This window comes from Shewanella sp. 1311, assembly GCF_059338235.1.
The window spans coordinates 2775225-2797404 of record NZ_CM181686.1; the positions used below are offsets into that span (position 1 = coordinate 2775225).

The window sequence follows — 22180 nt, forward strand, 5'->3', positions numbered from 1 at the left end:
GATGTGTTGGCGACGGTATGGCGTGGATTGATCCCCCCATAAGCATGTGGGTTTTAGCCAACAGTCGCTTTTATCGCATACGAATGACACTGCTATTTACCCTTGCTCGCCGCACATTTTTGCATGCTGATTTTTGATGCGAGTTAAGTGTCGTGGAATGGATTTTAGCTGGGCATATCAAATAAAAACATCAAGTTAAAACAGCGATAATGTCAGTCATTTACGCTATTTACATTAGATAAAGCGATTATTAAACTGTGATTTCATCACAACCTTGATATCTGCTTGAGATTGATCGAGTGAGTAGGGCATGATACTTGTTAACATTTAGATGTGCCAGCTTGAAGGACTACACATAAAGTCATTTATTCCATACCTTAAGGTAAATATTTTCATCGCCTTAGCTTACATTGTTGTAGGTAAATTAGGCTTGATGATTGCTTTGCCGCCTGGATATTCTGCGGCGATTTGGCCTGCCGCAGGGATTGCTATTGCCGCATGTATCCTATGGAAAGAGTATGTCCCTTGGGTTGGCGTGTTAATTGGTTCCCTGCTGATCAACATCAATATTGGTGGGCATATCCATTGGGGCTGGTTACCCTTTGCTATCTCGATTGGGTCTTGTATACAGGCTGTGCTTTCAGCCCATGTTCTTGGCCGAGTCGATCATTTATTCACCTTAGATAATCCTAATACCGTTATTAAATCCTGCTTGAGCTTAGCCTTAACTTGTATTGTGGCGACCGTTTTTGGCAACAGTGCCTTAGTGAGCAACGGTACGATTCCACCATCTGATTTATTGGGGAGTTTAATAAATTGGTGGACGGGGGATTTGCTCGGCGCCGTGATCTTTATCCCTTTGACTATGTTGCTATTTGATAAGCGGACTATCTGGCGTGCTCGCCGCATTCAGACGGGTGTTCCCCTGCTGGTGGGCTTTTTATTCTGCGTGGGGATTTATTACTACTCGGATATGAACCAGCGCCAACAGTTGCAGGATAAGTTTCAGATCCAATCCAATGCAGTGATTAGCAATATTGAAAGTTTTCAAGAGGCTAATCTGCAGCAAATCATCGCCTTAGCGAGCTTGTTCGATAATAGCGATCAGGTTTCTGAGGATGAGTTTGTGCAGTTTGGCAAACGTAACATGCTGCAGCAAGATGGCTTTAGAGCTTGGTCTTGGTCGCCGTTAGTGGCGGCCGCCGATCTACCCAGTTTTGAGGCATCGACCCGCTCAGCCATTGGCGGCCCTTACAAAGTCACGCGGCCTCAAGGCTGGCAAACTAATACCGATGGCTGGTTAGTGCCTGTGATGTACATTCAGCCAATCATAGGCAATGAGGCAGCGCTGGGATTAGATCTCAATAGCGAGCCGACACGAGCCGCTGCCATTGCCAAAGTGCGCGCGACCTTAGCGCCTGTGATGACGGCTAAGATTCAATTAGCTCAAGATCCCAATGGCCCAGGTGGTACTTTACTCATTGCGCCCGCGTTCGACCGACTAGGTAGAATCTCAGGATTTTGTTCAGCTGTGATTGATTTGCAAAGCATTATTAATGATGTTGAGAGCGTAAAGGGACTGCAGTGGAAACTCTCCGACATGAGTGCGGGCGGTGCATTACTTTATAGCAATACCACGAAGTCGTTTCCCGAGTTTAGCAACAAGCTATTTAGCGATAAAACCGGCCAGTATTTTCAAGCAAGCCTGATGCTAGCGGATCGGCATTGGCACATAGTGATTTATCAATCCTATGCCGTGCTGATGGGCGATACTTTTAGCTTATCGCTACTTATGCTGCTCCTCGCCTTTATCACCTGTGCTGTTGTGGGTGGTATGACGCTGGTTTCCTCCGGCGAGCGCCAACGTATTGCCGAGAAAGTGACTGAAAAAACCATGGCCTTGTCGAAGGAAATTGCCCGTCGTCAGGCTTTTCAGGCTACCTTGGTACAAAGCGAGCAAAGATATCGTAATTTGTTTGATAAGGCGCCTGTAGGGCATGTGCTTAAACGTTTAGATGATGGTCAGTTTGTGGCGATTAACCCCGCATTCGAAGCCATGACGGGTTACTCACTCGATGAGTTAAATCAGCTTGACCCTTGGGATCTCACGCCAAAGCGTTATCAATTAAGTGAAACTGAGCAATTAGAACGCCTAAAGCAAACCCGTCGTTATGGCCCCTATCAGAAGCATTATGTGCATAAGAATGGCCAGTTAGTGGCAGTGCGCCTTAATGGTGCGTTAGTCACAGGCGCCGATGGTGAGCAGCTTATTCTCTTTATCGTTGAAGATATTACCGAGCAGGAGCGCACCGTTGCGCGGGTAAATCTATTGGCGCAGGTGTTCCAGCAGAGTGGTGAAGGCATCACTATCATGGATGCCAACGACATTATTGTGGATGTGAATAGTGCGTTTTCTCAGATCACCGGTTATTCCCGAGAAGAAATCATTGGTAAAAACTGCCGCTTTTTAGAGGCAGAACGTACCGACAAAGGTATCGATCCTCAAGTGCGTGCTGCCCTAGAACAAACAGGTTTCTGGCAAGGTGAAGTTTGGGACAGGCATAAGCATGGTTACGATTTCCCTAAATGGTTGATGATGTCTGTGGTGCGCGATGACGCAGGTGCTGTGAGCCATTACATCGGCAGCTTTACCGATATCAGCGAGCGTAAAGTCAGTGAGGAACGGATTCATTTCCTCGCCCACCATGATTCTTTGACGCTACTGCCTAATCGACTCAGCTTGCAGTCGCGCCTCGAAGTGGTCTTTAGGGAGGCGCTGGCATCCGACAGCCAAATTGCGGTGATGTTTATCGACATGGACCACTTTAAAAATATCAACGACACCTTGGGCCATCATGTGGGCGATCAACTGTTGTTAGAGGTCGCGCGTCGTTTGAAAAACATTGTTGGTGATACTGACACTGTGGCGCGTCTGGGTGGCGATGAGTTTGTGGTCGCATTATCTGATACGAATCATGATAAGGTGGCCAGTTTAGCCGAGGCGCTGCGCAGTGGTTTGAGTCAAACCTATATCATTAATAATCAAGCATTACATTCATCGCCAAGTATAGGCATCAGTTTATTCCCGACCGATGGTGACAGTGTTGAAGCCCTAATGAAAAACGCCGATATGGCCATGTACCGCGCCAAATCGGCGGGACGCAATAACTATCAATTCTTTACTGCGGCGATGAATACCTTGATCACTGAGCGCCAACAAATTGAAACTGGCCTCAGGCAGGTGCTCGCTAACGATGAATTGCGGCTGCATTATCAGCCACAAATTGATATCCGTACTGGGCAAGTGGTCAGTGTCGAAGCCTTAGTGCGCTGGCAACATCCCGAATTTGGCATGGTAGCGCCAGACCGCTTTATCCCCATCGCCGAAGAGATCGACATGATCATTCCTATCGGCCAATGGGTGTTAGAAACCGCGATGGCGCAGCTTGCCGCTTGGCGCGCTGCGGGTGCGACTGAGCTGCGAATGGCAGTGAATCTGTCAGCGCATCAACTCCGCAAAGATAGCATTGTCGCTGATATCACCAATGTGCTTTTAAAGCATAAGTTGGGCAAAGGGGCATTGGAGCTTGAAATCACCGAGAGTGTGGCGATGCAATATCCTGAGCAGAATGCGCGCCTATTGGCTGAATTGCGCCAGCATGGTATCGAACTTGCGATTGATGATTTCGGTACGGGTTATTCCTCGTTATCCTATTTGAAACTCTTGCCCTTAGACAGATTGAAGCTCGACCGCTCCTTTGTGAAGGATATTGAAAGCGATCCGAACGATGCTGCTATCAGTGCTGCGACCATTTCTATGTCCCATGAGTTGGGGTTAACTGTGGTGGCCGAAGGGGTTGAAAACGAGGCGCAATTGGTATTATTGTCGAGCATGGGGTGCGACTTAGTGCAAGGGTTTTACTTTAGTAAACCCTTAGCGGCAGAAGAGTGTTTCCGCTTTATCCAGCGTAATTTATAACGGCAGAGTATTGTTGTTTTTCTAATGCTGGCGCAGAGTTGGACTATACTTGAGTTCGCATTATGTATGCGTTAATCGAAATACTAAGGATGGTTTTATGCAAGTCATCTTCACCAAAGGAACCCAGCGTTATGGTCAGTTGCGCTGCGTGCGCATGGACGGTAGTGCGACCCAAACCCAAATGCCAGAACAGGGCATTGCTCCCCACGATATGATCCATTATGTGGTTGAAAAACGTCTGCATATTCAAGGGGCTTTCTTCTCGCAGGTCAGAGCTGGCGCCGATATCAGCTTCGCCTTGGAACATAATGAAACCTCCCGTGCCATCGCAGATAAAACGGAAGTGTGGCAAACCGAATCCATAGTCGAGACCTTGCAGTCGCTACTCTGGTCGGGTGAAACGCCAACCTATGATGGCTTTATTTATCTGTTAGAGCAAGCCTGCAACAGCCGAGACTTAGCCGTTCCAACCGTTAGCCAATCGGACTTTGAGCATATTCTTAATGAGATTATGGAGTTGAGTATTGAGTGGCAGGGAATGGGTGAAGGTCAGTCCCTGACCTTGAAGTTTTAAGCGGTTTAAAAATAAGCCATTTAACAACAACTGATTTAAAAAAAAGAGCGCAGTTAACTGCGCTCTTTGTGTTACTGCGGCCATAGCGGGATCATTCCCTATGACGACGTTCTTGGCTTTGAGTTGAGCGACCTTGGTTATGTTCTACCGAGCGAGCGGTTTGCGCATTTTGGCGTGGCTCACTTTGTCTCACTCTCACGTCTTCGCGTTGTCTTGGCGCTGCTTGTCTTGGTTGTTCAATACGTTGCGGTTCTGCGCGTCTTATCTCAGGTCGTGGCGTTTCAACTCTTGGGGTCGCAGCCCTTGGATTTTCTTGTCTTTGTGGCTGCGTCCTTTGTTGATCGATATTACGCTGCTGTGACTCCCGAGTTTGATATTGCCTTTGCTGAGACTCCTTCGATGGCATTGGCTTTGACTGCACGGGTCTCGATTGCGCGTCATTACGCTCCTTGTGAGTCGGCGTTTGTACCATAGTCGCTGCGCGACGTTCCTTTAACTCGGCCTGTGTTTTTTGATAACTCGGTACGCGGTTATCACGTTCACGACTGGCGTTGTGATAGTCCTTATTGTCACGACTCTTATTCCCCTGATTACTCATATTACCTTGATTGCTATGGGTATCTTGGCGTTCTTTTGATTTCGAGTATTGGCTATTAAAGTGCTGCTTGCTGCCGCTAGAGTGTGAATCTCTGCCGCGATACTTGTCTTCGTTGTAATAGCGTTGCTTCACGACGGGGTTGTGGTAACTCACGCCACGTCTATGTTCGGGTTTATGTTTCCAAGGCTGGGCACCATAACTGACCGTGTATCTTTCACGTGGGCGATAACGATGTGAATGGCGATAGTCGATCACGACCACTTTATGGTTGTGCCAGTGGAATGAACTGAAGAAGTAGTTAAAGGAAATATGGATGCCAGGTGACCAGTAGAAATGGTTATGACTCGGACGATAGGGATAGCCTGCATAGCCGCCAAATTCCCAATACACGGGTGGATAAGCCACACCCCAGCGCCATGTGCCATAAACCACGCGCGGATCGTAATAGGGCACGTAGACGATTTCTCGCTTAGCGGGTTCTATGATGATCTGATTGTTGGCGCGGGTGATCGCCATGTTATCCATGTCTGCTAAGCTGTTCGCTTTATCAGCCTGTTGTCTGAGGGATTGAATGCTGTTCATCACTTGGCCTTCATCTTCTAAGAAGGCTTCACCGAGTCTTTGAGTCCAGTCGAGATCTTCACTCATTCTTTGCAGCAGCGTCGGAAAAGCCAGCAAAGCTTTGACGCTCGGGTCCCAATCTTGATCTTCGGCCTGCGACATCAGTTGATCGACCGAGGATTTGGGGCGCTGGGTTAACCAACGCTGTGCCTGCACGATTTCGAGTGGATAAGTTGAGGCAATAAGTATGTGGGTCAATAAGCTATCGGGATACAGGGCAATAGGCGCCAGCATTTGTTCGAGTTCGGCTTGGCTTGCCGCAGCGCTCGAGCCTTGGCTCACAGATACGCCCGCAGCTTGTGCTGTGGTAGTGAAAGGCAAGGCCACTAATGCCGCCGTTAACACTAGCCAATTCCATCGATGTAGTCTGTTCATGGTTTGCTCCAATAATCCTGTTCGAGGATGTTATGGGCATCATAGGCGTTTGAATATGAACATAAGCTGAAAGCATTTTACGGTTAAAAAGTTATTTTTAACCGCAATTTAGGTGGGAATTTAAATCTATGGTATTGAAACTAAATCATTAAATTGAGTGCACAAAGCTGATGCTGAACTTGGCGCCGCCCAAGGTTTCTGAACGTGAGACTGAAATTCTGCCGTTATAGCTGTCGACTAAATCGCGCACGATCGCAAGCCCAATACCATTACCCTGATGATAGGAATCAGCGCGAATACCGCGTTCAAAGATTTGATTTTGCAGCGCTTCACTGATCCCTGGCCCATCATCTTCGATGCAGATCAGCAATTGATAGGCATCGCCGGTCACGGTTAATTTAACCGTGGACTTTGCCGCTTTGCAGGCGTTGTCGAGCACGTTACCGAGAATTTCCGTGAGATCCGCTTCATCACCTTTGAATACTGCTTCGTCAGCCATCTCGCCACTGAGGTTGATTTGCGGCTCGCGATAAATTTTAGCTAAGGTGCGTAATAACTTAGCGGCGACGTCATCGACTCGAATCCCTAAATGCCACGAGGCTGCCGCTGCCGTTTGGGCGCGTTTCAACTGGTGGCCAATAATGCGGCTGATCACCGATACTTGCTCGCTGGAGGCTTCGCTTAAGTCGGCCTGACTCTTGATCACCGCCAGCGGTGTTTTGAGGCTGTGGGCAAGATCGGCCAAGGCATTACGATAGCGTTTGCGCTGGGTTTGTTCGGTATTGAGCAAAATATTGAGCTGCCGCGCAACCGCTTGTAGTTCAGTGGGGTACTGACTACTTAGCTGCATCGACTTACCTTGCTCGACGGAATGTAATTCTTGGGTAAAGCGCGCCAATGGTTGCAGCGTCCACACTAGCCAGCTCAGTTGGAACACCAGCATGACGAACATGAGGATCAGCAGCCAAGTCCAAAGCTGCTGGTTAAATTGATCGATTTGCTGCTGAAATTCGCGCTCGTCCTTAATGATGTGAATCGTCACAGGCACGTTTTGATTTTGACTGGCGAAACTGACGCTAAAGCTATAAATCAAATGGGGTTGTTCGGCGAGCTCGATTTGCTCAAAGGCACTTTGACCGGTTGCTGGGATGGTAAAATGTGGCGGTGGCATCATGCCCATAAAAGATTGCGAGTGCCACACGATCGTTTGTTTACCGCTGGCATCTTCAGTGGTCGCAATGGCATACAGCCCAGATTGAATAAGGTTAAAACGATTTTCGAGTACTAATTCTGGGATAGAGATTTGCTTATTCTCGACTTCAGTCACCGCGAGTATCGAATAGACATAGGCGCTGAGTTCATTTTTGGTCGCGCTTTTAACTTGTTCGGTAAAGGCATCGTTTAAGGCGACGCCGATCAAAGGCAATAACACTAAGATAAACAATAGCGCGCTAATCACTAAGCGCGCTTTAAGGGAGTTCAATACTTGCCACACAATGGCACGTTTACTCATCGGCAGTGGGCTCGGGCGTTAACGCTTTTAGGCGATAACCTTGGCCGCGCAGGGTTTCAATCAGGTTGTATTGATTATCAGGATCGAGTTTTTTGCGTAACCGGCGGATAAAGACTTCGATGACGTTTGAATCTAAATCAAAATCCTGATCGTAGATGTGCTCCGTCAATACGGTTTTGGATTTCACTTCACCCTGATGCAGCATAAAAAATTCGAATAACTTGTATTCAGAGCCGCTGAGGTTAACCAACTCTTCGCCTTTACGCACTTCTAAGCTGCTGGTATTCAAGCTAAAGGGACCGTTATAAATCAAAGGGCTGGCCTTGCCGGCAGAGCGACGGATCAGTGCTTTTAGCCGCGCGACCAGTTCTTGGGGATGAAAAGGTTTCGTCAGGTAGTCGTCGGCACCGGCGTCGAGTCCTTCAACCTTATCTTGCCAGCTGTCCCTCGCGGTTAAAATTAGGATTGGGAAGTCGCGTTCCTGTTCGCGTACGCTGCGGATAAGCGCGATACCATCAAGTTTAGGCAAACCGACATCGATTATCGCCGCATCATAGTTGTATTCGAGTGCTTGAAATAAGCCTTCTTCACCATCGCTCGCCACATCGATACTGTAATGGGCGTCGAGCAGATGTTGTTTTAAGTTCGTTTGCAGTTCTAAATCATCTTCAACCAATAACAATCGCATAGTTAGTTCCTCGACACTCGGCCAGATGCGGCATCCACTGAGACAGAAAACACTTGGCCGTCATTATTGAGGAGCTTAACCCGATACCCTGAGCTGCTGGATTGCACGCTCAGTACCTTGCCTTGATATTGGCGTTGCACCATAGCCACAGCTTGATCTGGGCTATTGACCGCCAGACGGCGCTGCTCATTCTTCGCACCTTGGTTGCGATCATTCTGTCTATCATTGCCTGCCATGCTGCCAAAGGAGGCCAATAAGCAAGCGATTAGGGCCAATGTCAAACCAAGTTTCATATCTGGTACCCGCAATGTTCGGCGATCTTAAGTTAATGAGTGAGATGGATAACTTATCGAATCGACTAAGAATACCTCATCACCTTAACAAACACATAGAGATCAGCCAATTGGTTGGCACAATTCCATCAAAATTAACTTTGGTAGTCATTTTGTTATTCGTGACAGAACTGAAGCTCTGTCAGCGAGTCTATTCCTATGCTCGCATTCAATATGCCCTAGTGTCGGCTAATCCAGATGAACTAAGGCTGAACGTATTGTCGCGCTAAGAACACTAAATGTTGATGTTCAGCTTATGTTCACCTTCATTGCACTTTAATGGCTCCAATTTGAACGGGTTATCCATGGGGTATTCAAGATGAACACACTCAATAAACAAGGTATGGCAGCCACAGTTAACAGTCAGGTTAACACCCATTTCGTTAAAGCGACGGCCATTGCCGCGCTGTTTTTAGCGTCCACTGTGGTCAGCGCTCAGCCCCGCGAACTGGAATCATCGCAAAGCTTAACGCCATTTACTGCGGCCAGTGTCGGCATTGCCCAAAAAGCTGAAAATAGCGAGCAAGCAGCCGAGCAGGAGCAGCAAGCTTTAGCCTTGTTACAACAAGCTGCGCCCGCAAAAAATGTCACTGAAGCCGCTGCTGCAGCCGTTAAATCCTTGGCGCCCGCGTTATCCTCTAAAGCGCCGACGGCAAACCGCGTGCAACTAATGGGCGCATCGCCGATGACGCGTGAGCAAGTGACTGCGAAACATGCGAGCCAAGGCATGCCGAGTTCGAGCGCGACCAGTGAAGATCCCTACCGCGCCCCTGTGTATCACAGCTTTTCGATTTTTGATGCCAGCAGTCGTTTGTTCGAAGACTTTGACTACGATGGGTTTTATCAAACCTTTAGCGTGACCTTCGACGTCGATGTTAACGGCGCGTATCTTAATGAAAGAGCCGACTTATTTGCCGAGCTTTATCTCAGTCGTGATGGCGGCCCTTGGGTGCATTACTACACCACGGACGTGTTTACTATTTATGGCGATTCAACACAGGACGATTATGAAGTGCTGACCACGCTCTACACGGGTTATGCGACGGACCACTACGATGTGCTAATCGATGTGTACGAAGTGGGTTACAGCGACATTGTCGCGACCATTAGTGCCGATGAAACCGATGGTTTGTATGCACTGCCACTGGAAAGTAGCGATCGAGACAGAGAGCCTGATGTCATAGTCGTCGAAGAAAGTGGCGGTAGCTTATCGGTATTGGGTCTGTTGTTCCTCGGTTTGTGTGCTGGGCTGCGGATGAATCGCACTCGCGGCTAATCACCCTTTTTTCTCTCTGTGTTTATCTCAGGTAAATAGGGCTAGTATGGTCAGGTTAATTTAACTAAATGGAGATAAATATGATTGCTCAAGGTCAAACATTACCAGCAGCTACATTAGGCCAACTAACGAAAGATGGCATGGTGAATCACCAAGTTACTGAACTGTTCGCTGGTAAAAAAGTGGTATTGTTTGCTGTACCCGGTGCTTTTACTCCGACCTGTTCTGAAGCGCATTTACCTGGCTATGTGGTATTAGCCGATCAATTTAAAGCGAAAGGCGTGGATTTGATTGCCTGTGTTGCTGTGAACGATGCCTTCGTGATGAAAGCGTGGGGCGAAGCACAAAATGCCTCTGAATTGATGATGCTAGCCGATGGCGATGCCAGCTTTACTAAAGCCTTAGGTTTAGAGATGGATACTGCCGGTTTTGGTGGCGTGCGTTCACAACGTTACGCCATGATCATAGATAACGGCGTAGTGACTCTGCTGAATGTTGAAGAGCCAAAGGCTTTTGAAGCCAGTAAAGCTGAAGTTGTTTTGGCTGCTATCTAAGCGTATTTAAGACATGAAGTTTGGATGTGACCAAAGCCAGCCATTCATTGGCTGGCTTTAACTAAATCAATTTATTGTACGATTTGAATGTTGTCTGCATCTATGGTCACTTCAGACCAATCTTTATCCACTTCACCACGAATAATGACCTGAGTCTCAGGTGTTACTGTGTTGCCGCGCCATAAATCATCATCAATTTCGACCTTAATATCACCCGTAGCGTCACGGAAAATATAATCATCGTGTCCAATGGAAGAAATGATATGGCCCGTTAACTCAATTTGGGCGTCATCACTGGCATTGAGCGCGCTCACTACATCATGAATCACTTGTCTTGCGCTCGGCCCTTGGAAGCCGCCCTGTATTTGAGGTTCACCCGTTGTAGGTTGAAAGCCCGCTTGGCTGGCCATAGTCGTGAATGAAAGTGCCATTGCGAAAACGGTAAGAGTCATTTTATTCATCTGTTTGTCCTTTCTATGGTTTTATGTAACTCAGCCTCAATGGCTATTACAGTGTTGCGAGCATAGTGCCAAGACAAGCGTGAAGCGGTTGTGAAGATTGGGTTTGCAACTCAGAATTTGCTAAAACGAGGTCATTTATCCAAGATAACTTCAGTTAATGGGCATTATCTATAAACTGAACATAAGCCTGATAGCTAGCACCATCGTTTTGGGTTGAAAATGCCCAGCCCATTCGCTCGCAAATACGTTCAATAATAATTAATCCGCAGCCATAGCCTGATGTATCAGTACTTTGAGTGCTTAGTGGATTCAGTATCCATAATTGGTTGCTTTGCATCGTAATTTCAATGTTTCCGGCACTGTAATTGAAAGCATTTTTAATTAAATTACCTATCACTATGTCAATAAAGCTCAGTGGCGCCTTGATGCTCAAGCAATCTTTAAGCGTTAAGCTGTAGGTGATTTCTTGCTTGGCAAAGTGCTGCGCCATTTCAGCTAAAATGTGTTCAAGGCGTGGTGCTAAATCAATTTGGCTGTAGTGCTGGGATTCAATGTCTTCTTTTCCGAGAAGTAAAAAGGCCTCGGTGAGCGTTTTCATTTGATGCCCTGCGTAATCAATACGTGTAATGGCTTTTTTGACCATTAATTGTTGAGCCTCGGTTGTCGCATTGGGGATTTTTTTGAGCAATTCGACCGAACCTTGGATCACCATAATGGGCGTGCGTAGCTCATGGGAGGCAAAACGGCTAAATTCTTGTTCCCGAGTGAAGTAGGCGGCAATTTTAGCTTTGTTGCTTAATAGGGTTTGCTCAATCTGGCGGGTTTCACGGTATGAAGTACTCGGTGTTGATGTTGGTCTTTTAGGTGATAGTTGATTGATTTTATTTTCAATCTCAGCAAGTGGACTGGATAGCAGACGTACAAAATGCAATCCATACGCCATGATAAACAGGAGCAAACCGATCCCCATAATAGAGATCAAAATGTGCATTCTATCTTCATAGCTATCAAGGAAATCGTCCGCGTCATCCTTATAAACCACATACAACAGCCCTTGCCCAGAAGGATGAGCGGATATCAAAAAGTGTTTATCTTCGTCACCCAGTTGATGTTCGTAAAATCCGGTATTTTGATAAGGTTGCAGCCAAGCTGGTACAAACTCTTTGCTCCAATATGTTTTCAATTCATTGATATCGGGGAGCTGTGCTTTATCACCAAACCTTTGATAATTCTTTAGATATTCGCGAGTCTCTGTGGCCAGCGTTTGCTCGAGGCTAATCTTCTCAATTTGTTCTTCGGCGATATAAATGAGGCTCCAAAAAATGGCAAACATCAAGCTAGTTAATACTAAAAAAGTGAGGCGTATTTTTTTATATAAACTCGGAAAATGCTCAGGGGATAAGTCGGTAACCTTGGCCATGGATAGTCTCTAATTTTGAGTCTGAAAAACCTTTATCGAGTGCACTGCGTAAGCTGTATATGTGGCTGCGAAGTGAATCACTCGAAGGTGCATCATCTCCCCATACTGTATCTACCAATTGCTCTTTACTCACGATAGCGGGCGCATGTTTTAGTAACAGTGAAAGAATGGTGCGCTGAATTTTACTGAGCTTAATTTCTTTACCAGCACGGGTAACTTGATGGGTTTGCAAATTTAAACTGATATCACTGAAGCGCAAAATACCCACATCTAAACGTGGGCCACGATTATGCAGTGAATGTAGTCGTAAGCATAATTCTTCCATCGCGAAAGGTTTATTTAAAAAATCATCCCCACCTGATGTAAAAGAATCAATTTTATCCTGCAGACTATCTTTGGCGGTTAAAAATATAATCGGTGTATTACAATAAATTTCTTCACGCAGTTTTTTGACCGTATTAATACCGTCTAATTTTGGCATCATAATATCCATTATGATGACATCGTAATGGTTTTGTTGAATTAAATTGATTGCACTTTCCCCGTGATATGCACAGTCGGCAATAATCCCCTCTAGGGTTAAATAATCCATGATTGTTTCAATAACATCATGATTATCATCAACAATTAATACTTTCATAGGTTAATTCATTTCTTCACATTTGCTTGACGATCTTCATACTAAGATGCCCAGCACTGATTTAACAAGACATAATAGGGAAGAAAATGAATAAACTCTTAGTCTGTATTACGGCCATTTTGCTGGCAGGTTGCGGTGGTAATGATTCATCAACAGATACCTCTAAACCCGATCCTATCGTTCCACAACCTACGTTACCCGCAAAAATCAACGGTACAGTAACAAATATTGCTTCTGACAATAATTCGATTACTGTCAACGGATATAGCGTAAATATCGCTAATGCTAAGATTCACTATGGACAACAGCCGTTAGAGGTTAATGCCATTCAAATGGGGATGAGGGTCAAAATTGATAATGAAGGCCAACAGGCTAAAAATGTCATATTAGATCCAAGCCTTGTGGGTGAAATCAGTTCCGTTAATCAAAATACTATTGCCGTTAATGGGATTAATTTAGTCGTTAAACCAGCGGACGCGACTCAGTATAAAGTAGGCGATTGGGTTGCGGTAAATGGTTATCCAACGGTAATGGGAGAATGGCAGGTTAATTCTATAAACCTTATCCCCAATTTTGCGTTTGCTGAAATTGAGGGACGTGTCTCTGGATTAAACAAGGCCACGCAACAATTCAATATCGGTTCGGCAGTGATTGATTATGCCAACGCACGTTTAGAAGGCAGCTTACAGGAAGGCGCATGGGTTGAAGTGGAAGGCCTGCAAAGTGGTGCTTCATTTTTGGCCTCTGAAGTCGAAGTGGAAGATACGGCGTCTTTTAACGATATGGAGCTAGAAGGGACTATTACTTGGGTCAACCAAGATAAAACGCAGTTTGAGCTGAATGCCCGTACTCGACTCTATGTCACTACAAATACTCAATTTGAAGATGGCAAGCAAGCTAACTTGGTTGAAGGCAAGCTAGTCGATGTAGATATTCAATCTATGCCGCAGGGTTTATGGGCCAGAGAAGTTGAATTTGAAACATCACATGATAATGGTGGAATACCTCCAACCTTAGGTAAAAAGTTCGAGCTAGAAGGTCTGGCGACACTGACTACCAATAATCAGCTACAAATTAATGGATTTACATTTGATATTGATGCCAGAACTCAATTCGACGACGGTTTAACCTTAGCGACACTTGACCAAAAATGGATTCAAATAGAAGGTGTTGAACTCGCAGACAACCAGTGGTTAGTGAAAGAAGTTGATCTTGAAGTGCGAAGCAATGAACTTGATTTGTCGGGTTTAGTGATGCAAAAGACCTTGTGGGGCTATCAAGCGACTGATGCTTCATTAACGCCATTTGAAGGCAAATGGGTTGATGTCGAATGTCAGTTCGATGGCTCTAATATCCATAATTGCCGAATCGACGATTAAACACAAATAGAGAAATTAAGTGAATAAACGTGCGGTTTTAGGCCGCACGGTTTATTTGGCTTTGCCCAATCCCCAAGCTGGTTTCAATATCTTCTACACTCTGCTGTACTTCTTGGGCGATGAACTCACTCTGCTGTGAACTGGTTTGCGCTTGTTCTTTTAAGCTATCCATAGTGCGCACAAATTGATCGAGATAATCGACTTGCTCCTTGGCATTGAGCGAGCCTTGTTTCGCGGTATTGGCCATGTCGCTCGCTTGGTTTTGCACCGTTTGCGCCACTTGCCATAGGCTTTGAGCGCGCAGTTTTTGGCTGCTGGTGGCTTGAGCTATGCCATCGACACTCTCACTTAGGGCATGATTCGATTGGGTCAGTTGCTGCAGAATCTTCACGATTTCGTTTAAGGACACTTGGGTGCGCTGACTTAAATTTCGCACTTCATCGGCAACCACGGCAAAGCCGCGACCTTGCTCTCCCGCCCGCGCAGCTTCAATGGCGGCATTGAGGGCGAGTAAGTTAGTTTGTTCGGCGATATTGCCAATTACATCAATGATTTTCGACACATCCGTCACTGAGTTATTCAGGCTTTCAAGGGAAGCATGGCAAAGGCCAACGGCGGTTTGCGTCTGCTCAGTTGCGCTCAGTACCGCTTCTGCTTCGGTTTGGCTCGACTGCATTTGGCGCATGGTTTCGGCGGCGCTGTCCTCCACGAGTGCCGAAGTGTGGCTCACCTCATTGGCGAGGCTGCGGATATGTTCGGTCTGTGTTTGCGTATCGGCCACAATCGTTTGGGTGTGCTCTGTGTGCTGCGACAGCTGAGTAATTCGCGCAACCAGTTGGCTTAATGATTGAGAAACCTTAGTGATTTGCTGGCGCTGTGCTTCGTCTTCCTGTTCAAACCTTTGCAGCAACTGGTTGAAATGACCTGCGATTTGGCCCGTCTCGCAGCGACGATTAATATCTAAACGCTCGCGGCTGTTCGATTCGCTTAATTTCATAAAGGCTTGATTAAGACGTTTCAGCGGTTTGACGACGCGATTTTGCTGCAGGATTAAATAACCTATAGCAAACAAGGCCATGATGGAAACCATAGTGTAGAGGATTAGCTGTAACTCATATTTCAGCTGTTGATTCTTTGCCGCCTGAGCCTCACCTAAGCCAATAAGCTGTTGTTCCACATTGCTAATTGCTTGAATGAGTTGATCTTGCATCTCTTGGTTGGCTTGCAGCAATTGGTGGGTATTGGCGACTTCTTTGTTGTATCGATTGGCGAGACTGAGCAGTTCACTGCGGTCACTTTCGCCGACTTCAATCTGTTCTGGTTCGCTGGCACCGAGGGCAAATTCATCGGCTTCTTGCTGCTCATATACGCCGATTAACGGCAGTGCGCTGAGGGTGTCGTGCCATGTATTTAGCTCTTTGCTGGTGCTGTCTAAAATGCCCTTGAGTTGCTGATTTTTGCCGATCAGATAGCCATCGGTCAGCTGGGAAAGTTGATAGACGATAGAAGGTAAATCGCGGCTCAATTGCAGATATTGTTCGGCGACCTCCGCATTTGTGGCTAAGCCTTTATCGGCATAGCTGCCCAAACGACGGTTATAGTCGAGCATTTCAGATTCGGCGTGGGCCAGCAGTTGCCTGGGGTTGCCAGCGAGTTTACCCGCTGCGCGGTACTTGGTATCTAAATCTTGAATGAAGCTGCTGAGACTTGCTTGCAAGTCATTATCGGTAGCGCCCATGGTGGCGAGATTAAGCTCTGTGAGCTGGTTCTTAATGGCGCTGAGTTTAGTTTTAGCTTGTTCAAGTTGGCTAGAGTTGCCGCTGGCGAGATAGCCGTCGAGATCGCGGCGTACGCCGACGAGGAAGTCTTCTTGTATGCTTTGCAGTGTGAGTGTTTGTTGTTCTATATGTTGTCGCTGATCACTACTCCACAGCACTACGGCCGCTAATAATCCCGCGAGCAATAACAACAGGGCAGAAGCAGAGAGCGACAGCGTTGAAATTTTCATTTTGCAATCTTCATAATTGTCAGAGCCAGTTAACTGTTCTGAGTTTATGAATTTAGCGTGACATTAATATGACAAGCGCCCACATGAATGTCAGCGTTGTCATTTGATTTGCCGATATGTGATCTCGCGCTATTCCAGCGGCAGCCACACTTGGGCTCTTAAACCGCCTTCGGCGCGGTTGGAGAGGGTGACTTGCCCTTGATGTCTATCGATAATCCGTTTGATGATGGCGAGACCTAGGCCTGAGCCGACACTGCCACGGGCGATATCACCTTGGGTAAAGGGTTGAAATAGTTTGGTGATTTGTGACTCGTCAATTCCTGGACCATTATCTTCAACACTAAAACCGATACGTTTGCCATCGAACTGTGAGCTAATGCGGATCCAGCCAGAACCATAGCGAAAGGCATTTTCGACTAAGTTGCTCAGTACCCGCTTAATGGCAATCGCTTGGAATTGGGCTTCGGGGCAGTCAGTTAACACCACTTCTATTTCACCGGCGCGATTGGCTTCTGCTTGAGCGACATCTTGAATGAGTTTATTGATTTGCCCTAGTTCACGGCTGGTTTCCTGATCTTGGCGAATATACGCAATAAACTGGCTGATGATGGCGTCCATATCTTCGATATCGTTGACTATGCCATCTTTAAGATATTGATCTTCCTCAACCATCATCTCAGATGCGAGACGAATACGGGTGAGCGGCGTGCGCAAGTCGTGGGAAATCCCCGCCATCAATAGCGCTCTGTCCTGCTCCAGTTGTTTCATGCTGTGCGCCATCTGGTTGAAGGCGTTGGTCACTTCGACAATTTCACTCGAACCATTAAGCGGCAAGGGATCGGGGAATTCACCGCGGGAAACGGCAATCGCGGCTTTTTGTAGTCGCCTAAGTGGGCGGTTTTGTTGGCGGGCAAACCACCACCCCCCAGCGACGCTGAGGGCGCCTATGACCATTAAATAGAGGGTCAGCGGCGAAAGGTCTGAAACATTCTGGCCGATAAGCGGCACTTTTATCCAAATCGAGGGCGCCTGTGGTGGACGGATCCAAATCTGCAATACGCTGCCGTGGGTGACGCGCACTTCGGCGTCGCCGCCGAGATATTCCGACATCTGCGCCGACCAGAAACCATAGTAGGTCGCTTGCTCAATCCCAGCTTCGCGCGCTTGCTGTTGATTGTAGATCTTCATGCCATCGTCGTGGACTTTGGCATTGAGGGCATCGACTATGGTTAAGTGTTCGCGGCCAATATCTATGCCATCGACAAACAGCAATTTGACTTGGCGAGCGATTAATTGATTGATTTGTTGGTAGCTTGGCTTAAGCACATAAACGGCAACCGTGACGTAAGACACCAGCTGATTGATCAGTAGTAGACAACCAATCAGCATCACGGTTTGACTAAACGCGCTGCGAGGGACAAACCGCCACCAAAACTTAGCTTTCATCGGGGGCTCAATAACTGCAGCAGATTAAGATGGCAGCGCGGCTCATCGACGCGCTGCGCCATCGGGCACAAACACATAACCTAATCCCCACACAGTTTGAATGTAGCGCGGATTCGCAGGGTCTTTTTCGATTAAACGCCGCAGACGTGACACTTGCACGTCGATGGAGCGTTCTAGCGCCGAATAATCGCGGCCACGGGCGAGGTTCATCAATTTATCCCGAGACAAGGGCTCGCGTGGATGGGTAACGAGCACTTTAAGCACGGCAAACTCACCGCTAGTGAGCGCAATCGATTCGTCGCCGTGGTACATCTCACGGGTGGCTAAATCCAGCGAAAACTCACCGAAGCTGATCTGCGCTTCCTGCTGGGCGGGCGCACCGGGTACATCTTGGGTTTGGCGACGCATCACGGCTTTGATCCGTGCGAGTAATTCCCGTGGATTAAAAGGTTTTGGCAGATAATCGTCAGCGCCTAACTCTAGACCAATAATACGGTCGACTTCATCGCCCTTGGCCGTCAGCATCACGATCGGAATAGGATTACCTTGCTGGCGCAAACGGCGACAGATAGACAGGCCATCTTCACCGGGCAACATCAAGTCGAGCACGAGTAGATGGAAGTTTTCACGTTCTAATAGGCGGTCCATCTGCTCGGCATTGGCCGCGCTGCGCACCTGATAACCTTGCTCCATCAGGTAACGCTCGAGTAACGCTCGCAGGCGCATATCATCATCGACGACGAGGATTTTCGAGGTTTCTTGTCCCATGGGGTGTCCTTTAATTGCTCAGATTGGTGCTTATTCTACTGACGAGAAACAGTTAAGATTAACCAACTGGCTGAAATTGAAAACGAATCTGCCTAATATAGCCGCATTCAACCTAGGCGACTAGCTTACCTTAGTGGCTTGAATGCGATAAATGCTGACATTTATTGCCCAATGTTAATACTAAGCAAATGAAATTGCATGAGAATACTCGCGTTTATTCACGCCAAGGGTGAAATTGTAACTAAATTGGCATCAGCAAAAGCGGTGATTTCACCGCCATTATGCACAGAGATGATTTAGTGAGTTAACTTTAGTGTCCAGTCTGAGTATCATCAGTCCAATATATTATCCCGCATCAATTGTGGTCGTTTAATCCAACGATTGAGTAATGAGTATGAAAGCGCATTTGATCACCCGACAGGGTTGGCAAACTTTAGATAAAGAATTGAAGTATTTGTGGAAAGAATATCGGCCGCAAATCACCCTTAAAGTCCAAGAGGCGGCGGCGCAGGGCGACCGAAGTGAGAACGCTGATTACACTTACAACAAGCGTTTGTTAAGACAAATTGACGGCCGAGTCAGGTACTTAGTTAAGCGGCTGGAAGAGTTAAAAATCGTCGATTACTCACCGCAGCAGGAAGGTAAAATATTCTTCGGCGCTTGGTTCGAGCTCGAAAATGAAGCGGGTGATCGCGTGCGTTATCGGATCGTCGGTAAAGATGAGCTCGATACCAAATTGGGCTACATCACCATCGACTCGCCCATGGCGCGTGCCTTAATCGGCAAGCAAGTGGACGATGAGGTGGTAGTGCAAACGCCATCGGGTCCAAAAGAGTGGTATATCAATCAGATCCGTTACACTCCTTTTGAAACCACTCTCGCCAGCGAGGCAGATTAGCGACAGGGTTGCCGCCGTGACAACCGCTGCGGTCGTCATGGGATGACGGGGAAAGATCAAAGACTCTGATTTGACCTAGGTTTTAGCATGAAACATACGGGGCGCCTGTGGTATCTTTGGCGCAATAACGACTTACTTTACAGTTAGGCACGACACTTTATTTATGCAAACTAATGCACATAACATCGCTCAGATTATCGCTCAAGAACTGAATGTTCGTGAGCAACAAGTTGCCGCAACCATCACTCTGCTTGACGATGGTGCGACGGTTCCCTTCGTTGCCCGCTACCGTAAAGAAGCCACGGGCGGATTAGACGATACGCAACTGCGTACCTTGTACACACGTTTAGGTTACCTGCGTGAGCTGAACGACAGACGCCAAGTGATTCTGTCTAGCATCCAAGCTCAGGGTAAGTTAACGCCAGAATTACAAAGGGCTATTGACGACGCCGACAGCAAGACACGTCTCGAAGATTTGTATCTGCCCTTCAAACCTAAGCGCCGCACTAAGGGCCAAATCGCTATCGAAGCTGGGCTTGAACCATTAGCCGATGCCTTACTGGCTGACCGTAGCGCCGATGTCGAAGCCAAAGCGGCGGGTTATATCAATAGCGAAGCGGGTTTCGCCGATGTGAAAGCTGTGCTTGAAGGCGCGCGTTATATCCTGATGGAGCGCTACGCCGAAGACGCGGAATTACTGCGTAAAGTGCGTGAACATTTAAGCCAAAACAGTGTGTTAGAAAGCCGCTTAATTGCAGGTAAAGAGAAAGAAGGCGCGAAATTCCGTGATTATTTCGAGCATACCGAACAGTTAGCTAAGATCCCTTCTCACCGTGCGCTGGCGATGCTGCGTGGCCGTAACGAAGGTTTCTTAGCGTTATCTATGAATGCCGATCCTGCTGCCGAAGCGGGCCAAGGCAGTTACTGCGAAGTAATTATCTGCGATCATTTAGGGCTGAAATTGGGTGATAGCAGCGTCGACCAGTGGTTGAAAACCGTCGTGACGGCGACATGGCGTATCAAGATTGCGCTACAGATGGAAACCGAGTTTATTTCGCAAATGCGCGAACGCGCCGAAGCCGAAGCGATTAAAGTTTTCGCCCGTAACTTAGGTGATTTATTGATGGCCGCTCCAGCGGGCGCGAAAGCGACCATGGGACTCGATCCAGGTTTACGTACTGGTGTGAAAGTGGCTGTGGTCGATAACACGGGTAAGATGTTGTGCCATGCGACGATTTTCCCGCACGCACCGCAAAATCTGTGGGAAAAGTCGATTCGTACTTTGGCGAACTTAGTCAAAATGCACAAAGTTGAATTAATTGCGATTGGTAACGGCACGGCATCACGGGAAACCGATAAGCTGGCCGCTGAGCTGATTGCTGCAGTGAAAGATACCCATCCACAGTTGACCAAAGTGATGGTCAGTGAAGCGGGCGCGTCTGTATATTCAGCATCGGAATTAGCGGCGCTGGAGTTTCCTGATCTCGATGTCTCGATTCGTGGCGCTGTGTCTATCGCGCGTCGTTTGCAGGATCCGTTAGCCGAACTGGTGAAAATTGAGCCTAAATCTATCGGTGTGGGTCAATACCAACATGACGTGAGCCAAAGCCAATTATCGGGTTCGCTGGAAGCTGTGGTGGAAGACTGCGTAAACGGTGTGGGTGTGGATCTCAACATGGCCTCTGCGCCTTTGTTGTCGCAAGTGGCTGGTTTAAACAAGACATTAGCGAAAAACGTGGTCGATTATCGCGATGCTAATGGTCAGTTTAAGAATCGTAAAGAGCTGCTGAAAGTGCCGCGTTTAGGGCCTAAAGCCTATGAGCAAGCGGCGGGTTTTTTGCGTATTCGTCAAGGTGATAATCCACTCGATGCCTCGTCTGTGCATCCTGAGGCTTATTCGTTAGTGGAAACTATCGCTAAGACTAAGCAAGTGGAGCTGGCGAGCCTGATGGGTAACTCAGATCTACTGCGCAGCATTAAACCTGAAGAGTTCATTACGGCGGAGTTTGGTTTACCTACTGTGACGGATATTTTGGCCGAACTGGATAAGCCAGGTCGTGATCCCCGTGGTGAGTTTAAAACCGCCAAGTTTAAAGATGGTGTGGAAGAACTTAAGCACTTGAAACCTGAAATGGTGCTCGAAGGCGTGGTGACCAACGTGACTAACTTTGGTGCCTTCGTCGATATTGGCGTGCATCAAGATGGACTGGTGCATATCTCTTCACTGACCGACAAGTTTATTAGCGATCCCCACACAATCGTGAAAGCGGGTGATGTGGTGAAAGTTAAAGTGATGGAAGTAGATGTTGAGCGTCGCCGTATCGGTTTGAGCATGCGTTTGGATGAAGCTATCGATCAAAGTAAATCGCAGCAAAGACCACATAATCCTGCCAGAACTCATAATGGTAAGGCACCACAGTCGACGAAACCTGCTGCACGTCCTGCGCAAAAGCAAGCACCTAAAGCACCTGCGAACGCGGCCATGGGCAATGCCTTTGCCGATGCCTTCGCTAAGCTGAAAAAGTAAGCGTTAACCGTTAAGACTCGGACTTAAGCCATGTCCGAGTCGACTTTTTTACATGTTACTCACAAAATTGTTGCATCAATGTCGTCTTAGGGAATATAAAGTCGGCATTTAATGCAACGTTAA

At 47.3% G+C, this 22180-nt stretch carries 17 protein-coding genes; 7 read left to right on the plus strand and 10 right to left on the minus strand.

Annotated elements, in window-relative coordinates:
- The first annotated feature begins 331 nt into the window (after positions 1 to 331).
- Both AC5YB3_RS12490 and AC5YB3_RS12495 read left to right on the plus strand, forming a co-directional pair.
- Positions 332 to 3979, plus strand: coding sequence for a bifunctional diguanylate cyclase/phosphodiesterase (locus AC5YB3_RS12490; protein WP_494525421.1), 3648 nt, complete (start codon positions 332 to 334; stop codon positions 3977 to 3979).
- Positions 3980 to 4076: 97 nt separating this feature from the next.
- Entirely contained in the window at positions 4077 to 4553 is a 477-nt protein-coding gene (locus AC5YB3_RS12495; protein WP_012588855.1) for a hypothetical protein, read from the plus strand.
- A 91-nt stretch (positions 4554 to 4644) separates the two neighbouring features.
- Here AC5YB3_RS12495 and AC5YB3_RS12500 read toward each other — a convergent pair whose 3' ends face one another.
- The 4 genes from AC5YB3_RS12500 to AC5YB3_RS12515 form a co-directional block, all read right to left on the minus strand.
- Complete coding sequence (locus tag AC5YB3_RS12500) at positions 4645 to 6147, minus strand: DUF3300 domain-containing protein (RefSeq protein ID WP_259574035.1); 1503 nt, start codon at positions 6145 to 6147, stop codon at positions 4645 to 4647.
- A gap of 148 nt (positions 6148 to 6295) precedes the next feature.
- On the minus strand, positions 6296 to 7660 hold the full coding sequence (locus AC5YB3_RS12505; RefSeq protein ID WP_311898371.1) for an ATP-binding protein: 1365 nt from the start codon (positions 7658 to 7660) through the stop codon (positions 6296 to 6298).
- Positions 7653 to 8348, minus strand: coding sequence for a response regulator transcription factor (locus AC5YB3_RS12510; RefSeq protein WP_494525422.1), 696 nt, complete (start codon positions 8346 to 8348; stop codon positions 7653 to 7655). Before AC5YB3_RS12510 ends, AC5YB3_RS12505 begins: the two co-directional genes overlap by 8 nt.
- Before the next feature lie 2 nt (positions 8349 to 8350).
- Positions 8351 to 8641: a PepSY domain-containing protein gene (locus AC5YB3_RS12515; RefSeq protein WP_494525423.1), complete on the minus strand. Its 291-nt coding sequence runs from the start codon at positions 8639 to 8641 to the stop codon at positions 8351 to 8353.
- A gap of 358 nt (positions 8642 to 8999) precedes the next feature.
- Here AC5YB3_RS12515 and AC5YB3_RS12520 point away from each other — a divergent pair, with 358 nt between their 5' ends.
- Positions 9000 to 9956, plus strand: coding sequence for a choice-of-anchor H family protein (locus AC5YB3_RS12520; RefSeq protein ID WP_494525424.1), 957 nt, complete (start codon positions 9000 to 9002; stop codon positions 9954 to 9956).
- 80 nt (positions 9957 to 10036) lie between these two features.
- On the plus strand, positions 10037 to 10510 hold the full coding sequence (locus AC5YB3_RS12525) for a peroxiredoxin (RefSeq protein WP_113940228.1): 474 nt from the start codon (positions 10037 to 10039) through the stop codon (positions 10508 to 10510).
- 71 nt (positions 10511 to 10581) lie between these two features.
- On the opposite strand, the gene AC5YB3_RS12530 is transcribed toward AC5YB3_RS12525, so the two are convergent.
- From AC5YB3_RS12530 to AC5YB3_RS12540, 3 genes are all read right to left on the minus strand, one after another.
- Complete coding sequence (locus tag AC5YB3_RS12530) at positions 10582 to 10971, minus strand: YgiW/YdeI family stress tolerance OB fold protein (protein WP_113940229.1); 390 nt, start codon at positions 10969 to 10971, stop codon at positions 10582 to 10584.
- Between the two features lie 154 nt (positions 10972 to 11125).
- Positions 11126 to 12391: a sensor histidine kinase gene (locus tag AC5YB3_RS12535; protein WP_494525425.1), complete on the minus strand. Its 1266-nt coding sequence runs from the start codon at positions 12389 to 12391 to the stop codon at positions 11126 to 11128.
- Positions 12363 to 13031, minus strand: a complete 669-nt coding sequence (locus AC5YB3_RS12540; protein ID WP_131525518.1) for a response regulator transcription factor — start codon at positions 13029 to 13031, stop codon at positions 12363 to 12365. The genes AC5YB3_RS12535 and AC5YB3_RS12540 overlap by 29 nt, the downstream gene beginning before the upstream one ends.
- A gap of 86 nt (positions 13032 to 13117) precedes the next feature.
- On the opposite strand from AC5YB3_RS12540, the gene AC5YB3_RS12545 reads away from it, so the two are divergent.
- Entirely contained in the window at positions 13118 to 14410 is a 1293-nt protein-coding gene (locus AC5YB3_RS12545) for a DUF5666 domain-containing protein (protein WP_494525426.1), read from the plus strand.
- 37 nt (positions 14411 to 14447) lie between these two features.
- On the opposite strand, the gene AC5YB3_RS12550 is transcribed toward AC5YB3_RS12545, so the two are convergent.
- From AC5YB3_RS12550 to ompR, 3 genes are all read right to left on the minus strand, one after another.
- Positions 14448 to 16418, minus strand: a complete 1971-nt coding sequence (locus AC5YB3_RS12550) for a methyl-accepting chemotaxis protein (protein ID WP_494525427.1) — start codon at positions 16416 to 16418, stop codon at positions 14448 to 14450.
- 129 nt (positions 16419 to 16547) lie between these two features.
- Positions 16548 to 17864: a two-component system sensor histidine kinase EnvZ gene (gene envZ / locus AC5YB3_RS12555; RefSeq protein ID WP_063882184.1), complete on the minus strand. Its 1317-nt coding sequence runs from the start codon at positions 17862 to 17864 to the stop codon at positions 16548 to 16550.
- A gap of 42 nt (positions 17865 to 17906) precedes the next feature.
- Positions 17907 to 18632 carry an osmolarity response regulator transcription factor OmpR gene (gene ompR / locus AC5YB3_RS12560; protein WP_006079507.1) on the minus strand — a complete coding sequence of 242 codons (726 nt, stop codon included), beginning with the start codon at positions 18630 to 18632 and terminating at the stop codon, positions 17907 to 17909.
- Between the two features lie 394 nt (positions 18633 to 19026).
- Here ompR and greB point away from each other — a divergent pair, with 394 nt between their 5' ends.
- Positions 19027 to 19530 carry a transcription elongation factor GreB gene (greB, locus tag AC5YB3_RS12565; protein WP_006079584.1) on the plus strand — a complete coding sequence of 168 codons (504 nt, stop codon included), beginning with the start codon at positions 19027 to 19029 and terminating at the stop codon, positions 19528 to 19530.
- A gap of 163 nt (positions 19531 to 19693) precedes the next feature.
- Positions 19694 to 22057, plus strand: coding sequence for a Tex family protein (locus AC5YB3_RS12570; protein ID WP_494525428.1), 2364 nt, complete (start codon positions 19694 to 19696; stop codon positions 22055 to 22057).
- The last annotated feature ends 123 nt before the right edge of the window (positions 22058 to 22180 follow it).

Excerpts from the sequence above, each read along its gene's own strand:
- AC5YB3_RS12545 (WP_494525426.1), top strand. The coding sequence starts at position 13,118 with ATGAATAAACTCTTAGTCTGTATTACGGCCATTTTGCTGGCAGGTTGC.
- AC5YB3_RS12505 (WP_311898371.1), bottom strand. The coding sequence starts at position 7,660 with ATGAGTAAACGTGCCATTGTGTGGCAAGTATTGAACTCCCTTAAAGCG.
- AC5YB3_RS12490 (WP_494525421.1), top strand. The coding sequence starts at position 332 with ATGTGCCAGCTTGAAGGACTACACATAAAGTCATTTATTCCATACCTT.
- AC5YB3_RS12570 (WP_494525428.1), top strand. The coding sequence starts at position 19,694 with ATGCAAACTAATGCACATAACATCGCTCAGATTATCGCTCAAGAACTG.
- AC5YB3_RS12530 (WP_113940229.1), bottom strand. The coding sequence starts at position 10,971 with ATGAATAAAATGACTCTTACCGTTTTCGCAATGGCACTTTCATTCACG.
- AC5YB3_RS12510 (WP_494525422.1), bottom strand. The coding sequence starts at position 8,348 with ATGCGATTGTTATTGGTTGAAGATGATTTAGAACTGCAAACGAACTTA.
- AC5YB3_RS12515 (WP_494525423.1), bottom strand. The coding sequence starts at position 8,641 with ATGAAACTTGGTTTGACATTGGCCCTAATCGCTTGCTTATTGGCCTCC.
- AC5YB3_RS12540 (WP_131525518.1), bottom strand. The coding sequence starts at position 13,031 with ATGAAAGTATTAATTGTTGATGATAATCATGATGTTATTGAAACAATC.
- AC5YB3_RS12550 (WP_494525427.1), bottom strand. The coding sequence starts at position 16,418 with ATGAAAATTTCAACGCTGTCGCTCTCTGCTTCTGCCCTGTTGTTATTG.
- AC5YB3_RS12520 (WP_494525424.1), top strand. The coding sequence starts at position 9,000 with ATGAACACACTCAATAAACAAGGTATGGCAGCCACAGTTAACAGTCAG.
- AC5YB3_RS12500 (WP_259574035.1), bottom strand. The coding sequence starts at position 6,147 with ATGAACAGACTACATCGATGGAATTGGCTAGTGTTAACGGCGGCATTA.
- AC5YB3_RS12535 (WP_494525425.1), bottom strand. The coding sequence starts at position 12,391 with ATGGCCAAGGTTACCGACTTATCCCCTGAGCATTTTCCGAGTTTATAT.
- AC5YB3_RS12495 (WP_012588855.1), top strand. The coding sequence starts at position 4,077 with ATGCAAGTCATCTTCACCAAAGGAACCCAGCGTTATGGTCAGTTGCGC.
- greB (WP_006079584.1), top strand. The coding sequence starts at position 19,027 with ATGAAAGCGCATTTGATCACCCGACAGGGTTGGCAAACTTTAGATAAA.
- AC5YB3_RS12525 (WP_113940228.1), top strand. The coding sequence starts at position 10,037 with ATGATTGCTCAAGGTCAAACATTACCAGCAGCTACATTAGGCCAACTA.
- ompR (WP_006079507.1), bottom strand. The coding sequence starts at position 18,632 with ATGGGACAAGAAACCTCGAAAATCCTCGTCGTCGATGATGATATGCGC.
- envZ (WP_063882184.1), bottom strand. The coding sequence starts at position 17,864 with ATGAAAGCTAAGTTTTGGTGGCGGTTTGTCCCTCGCAGCGCGTTTAGT.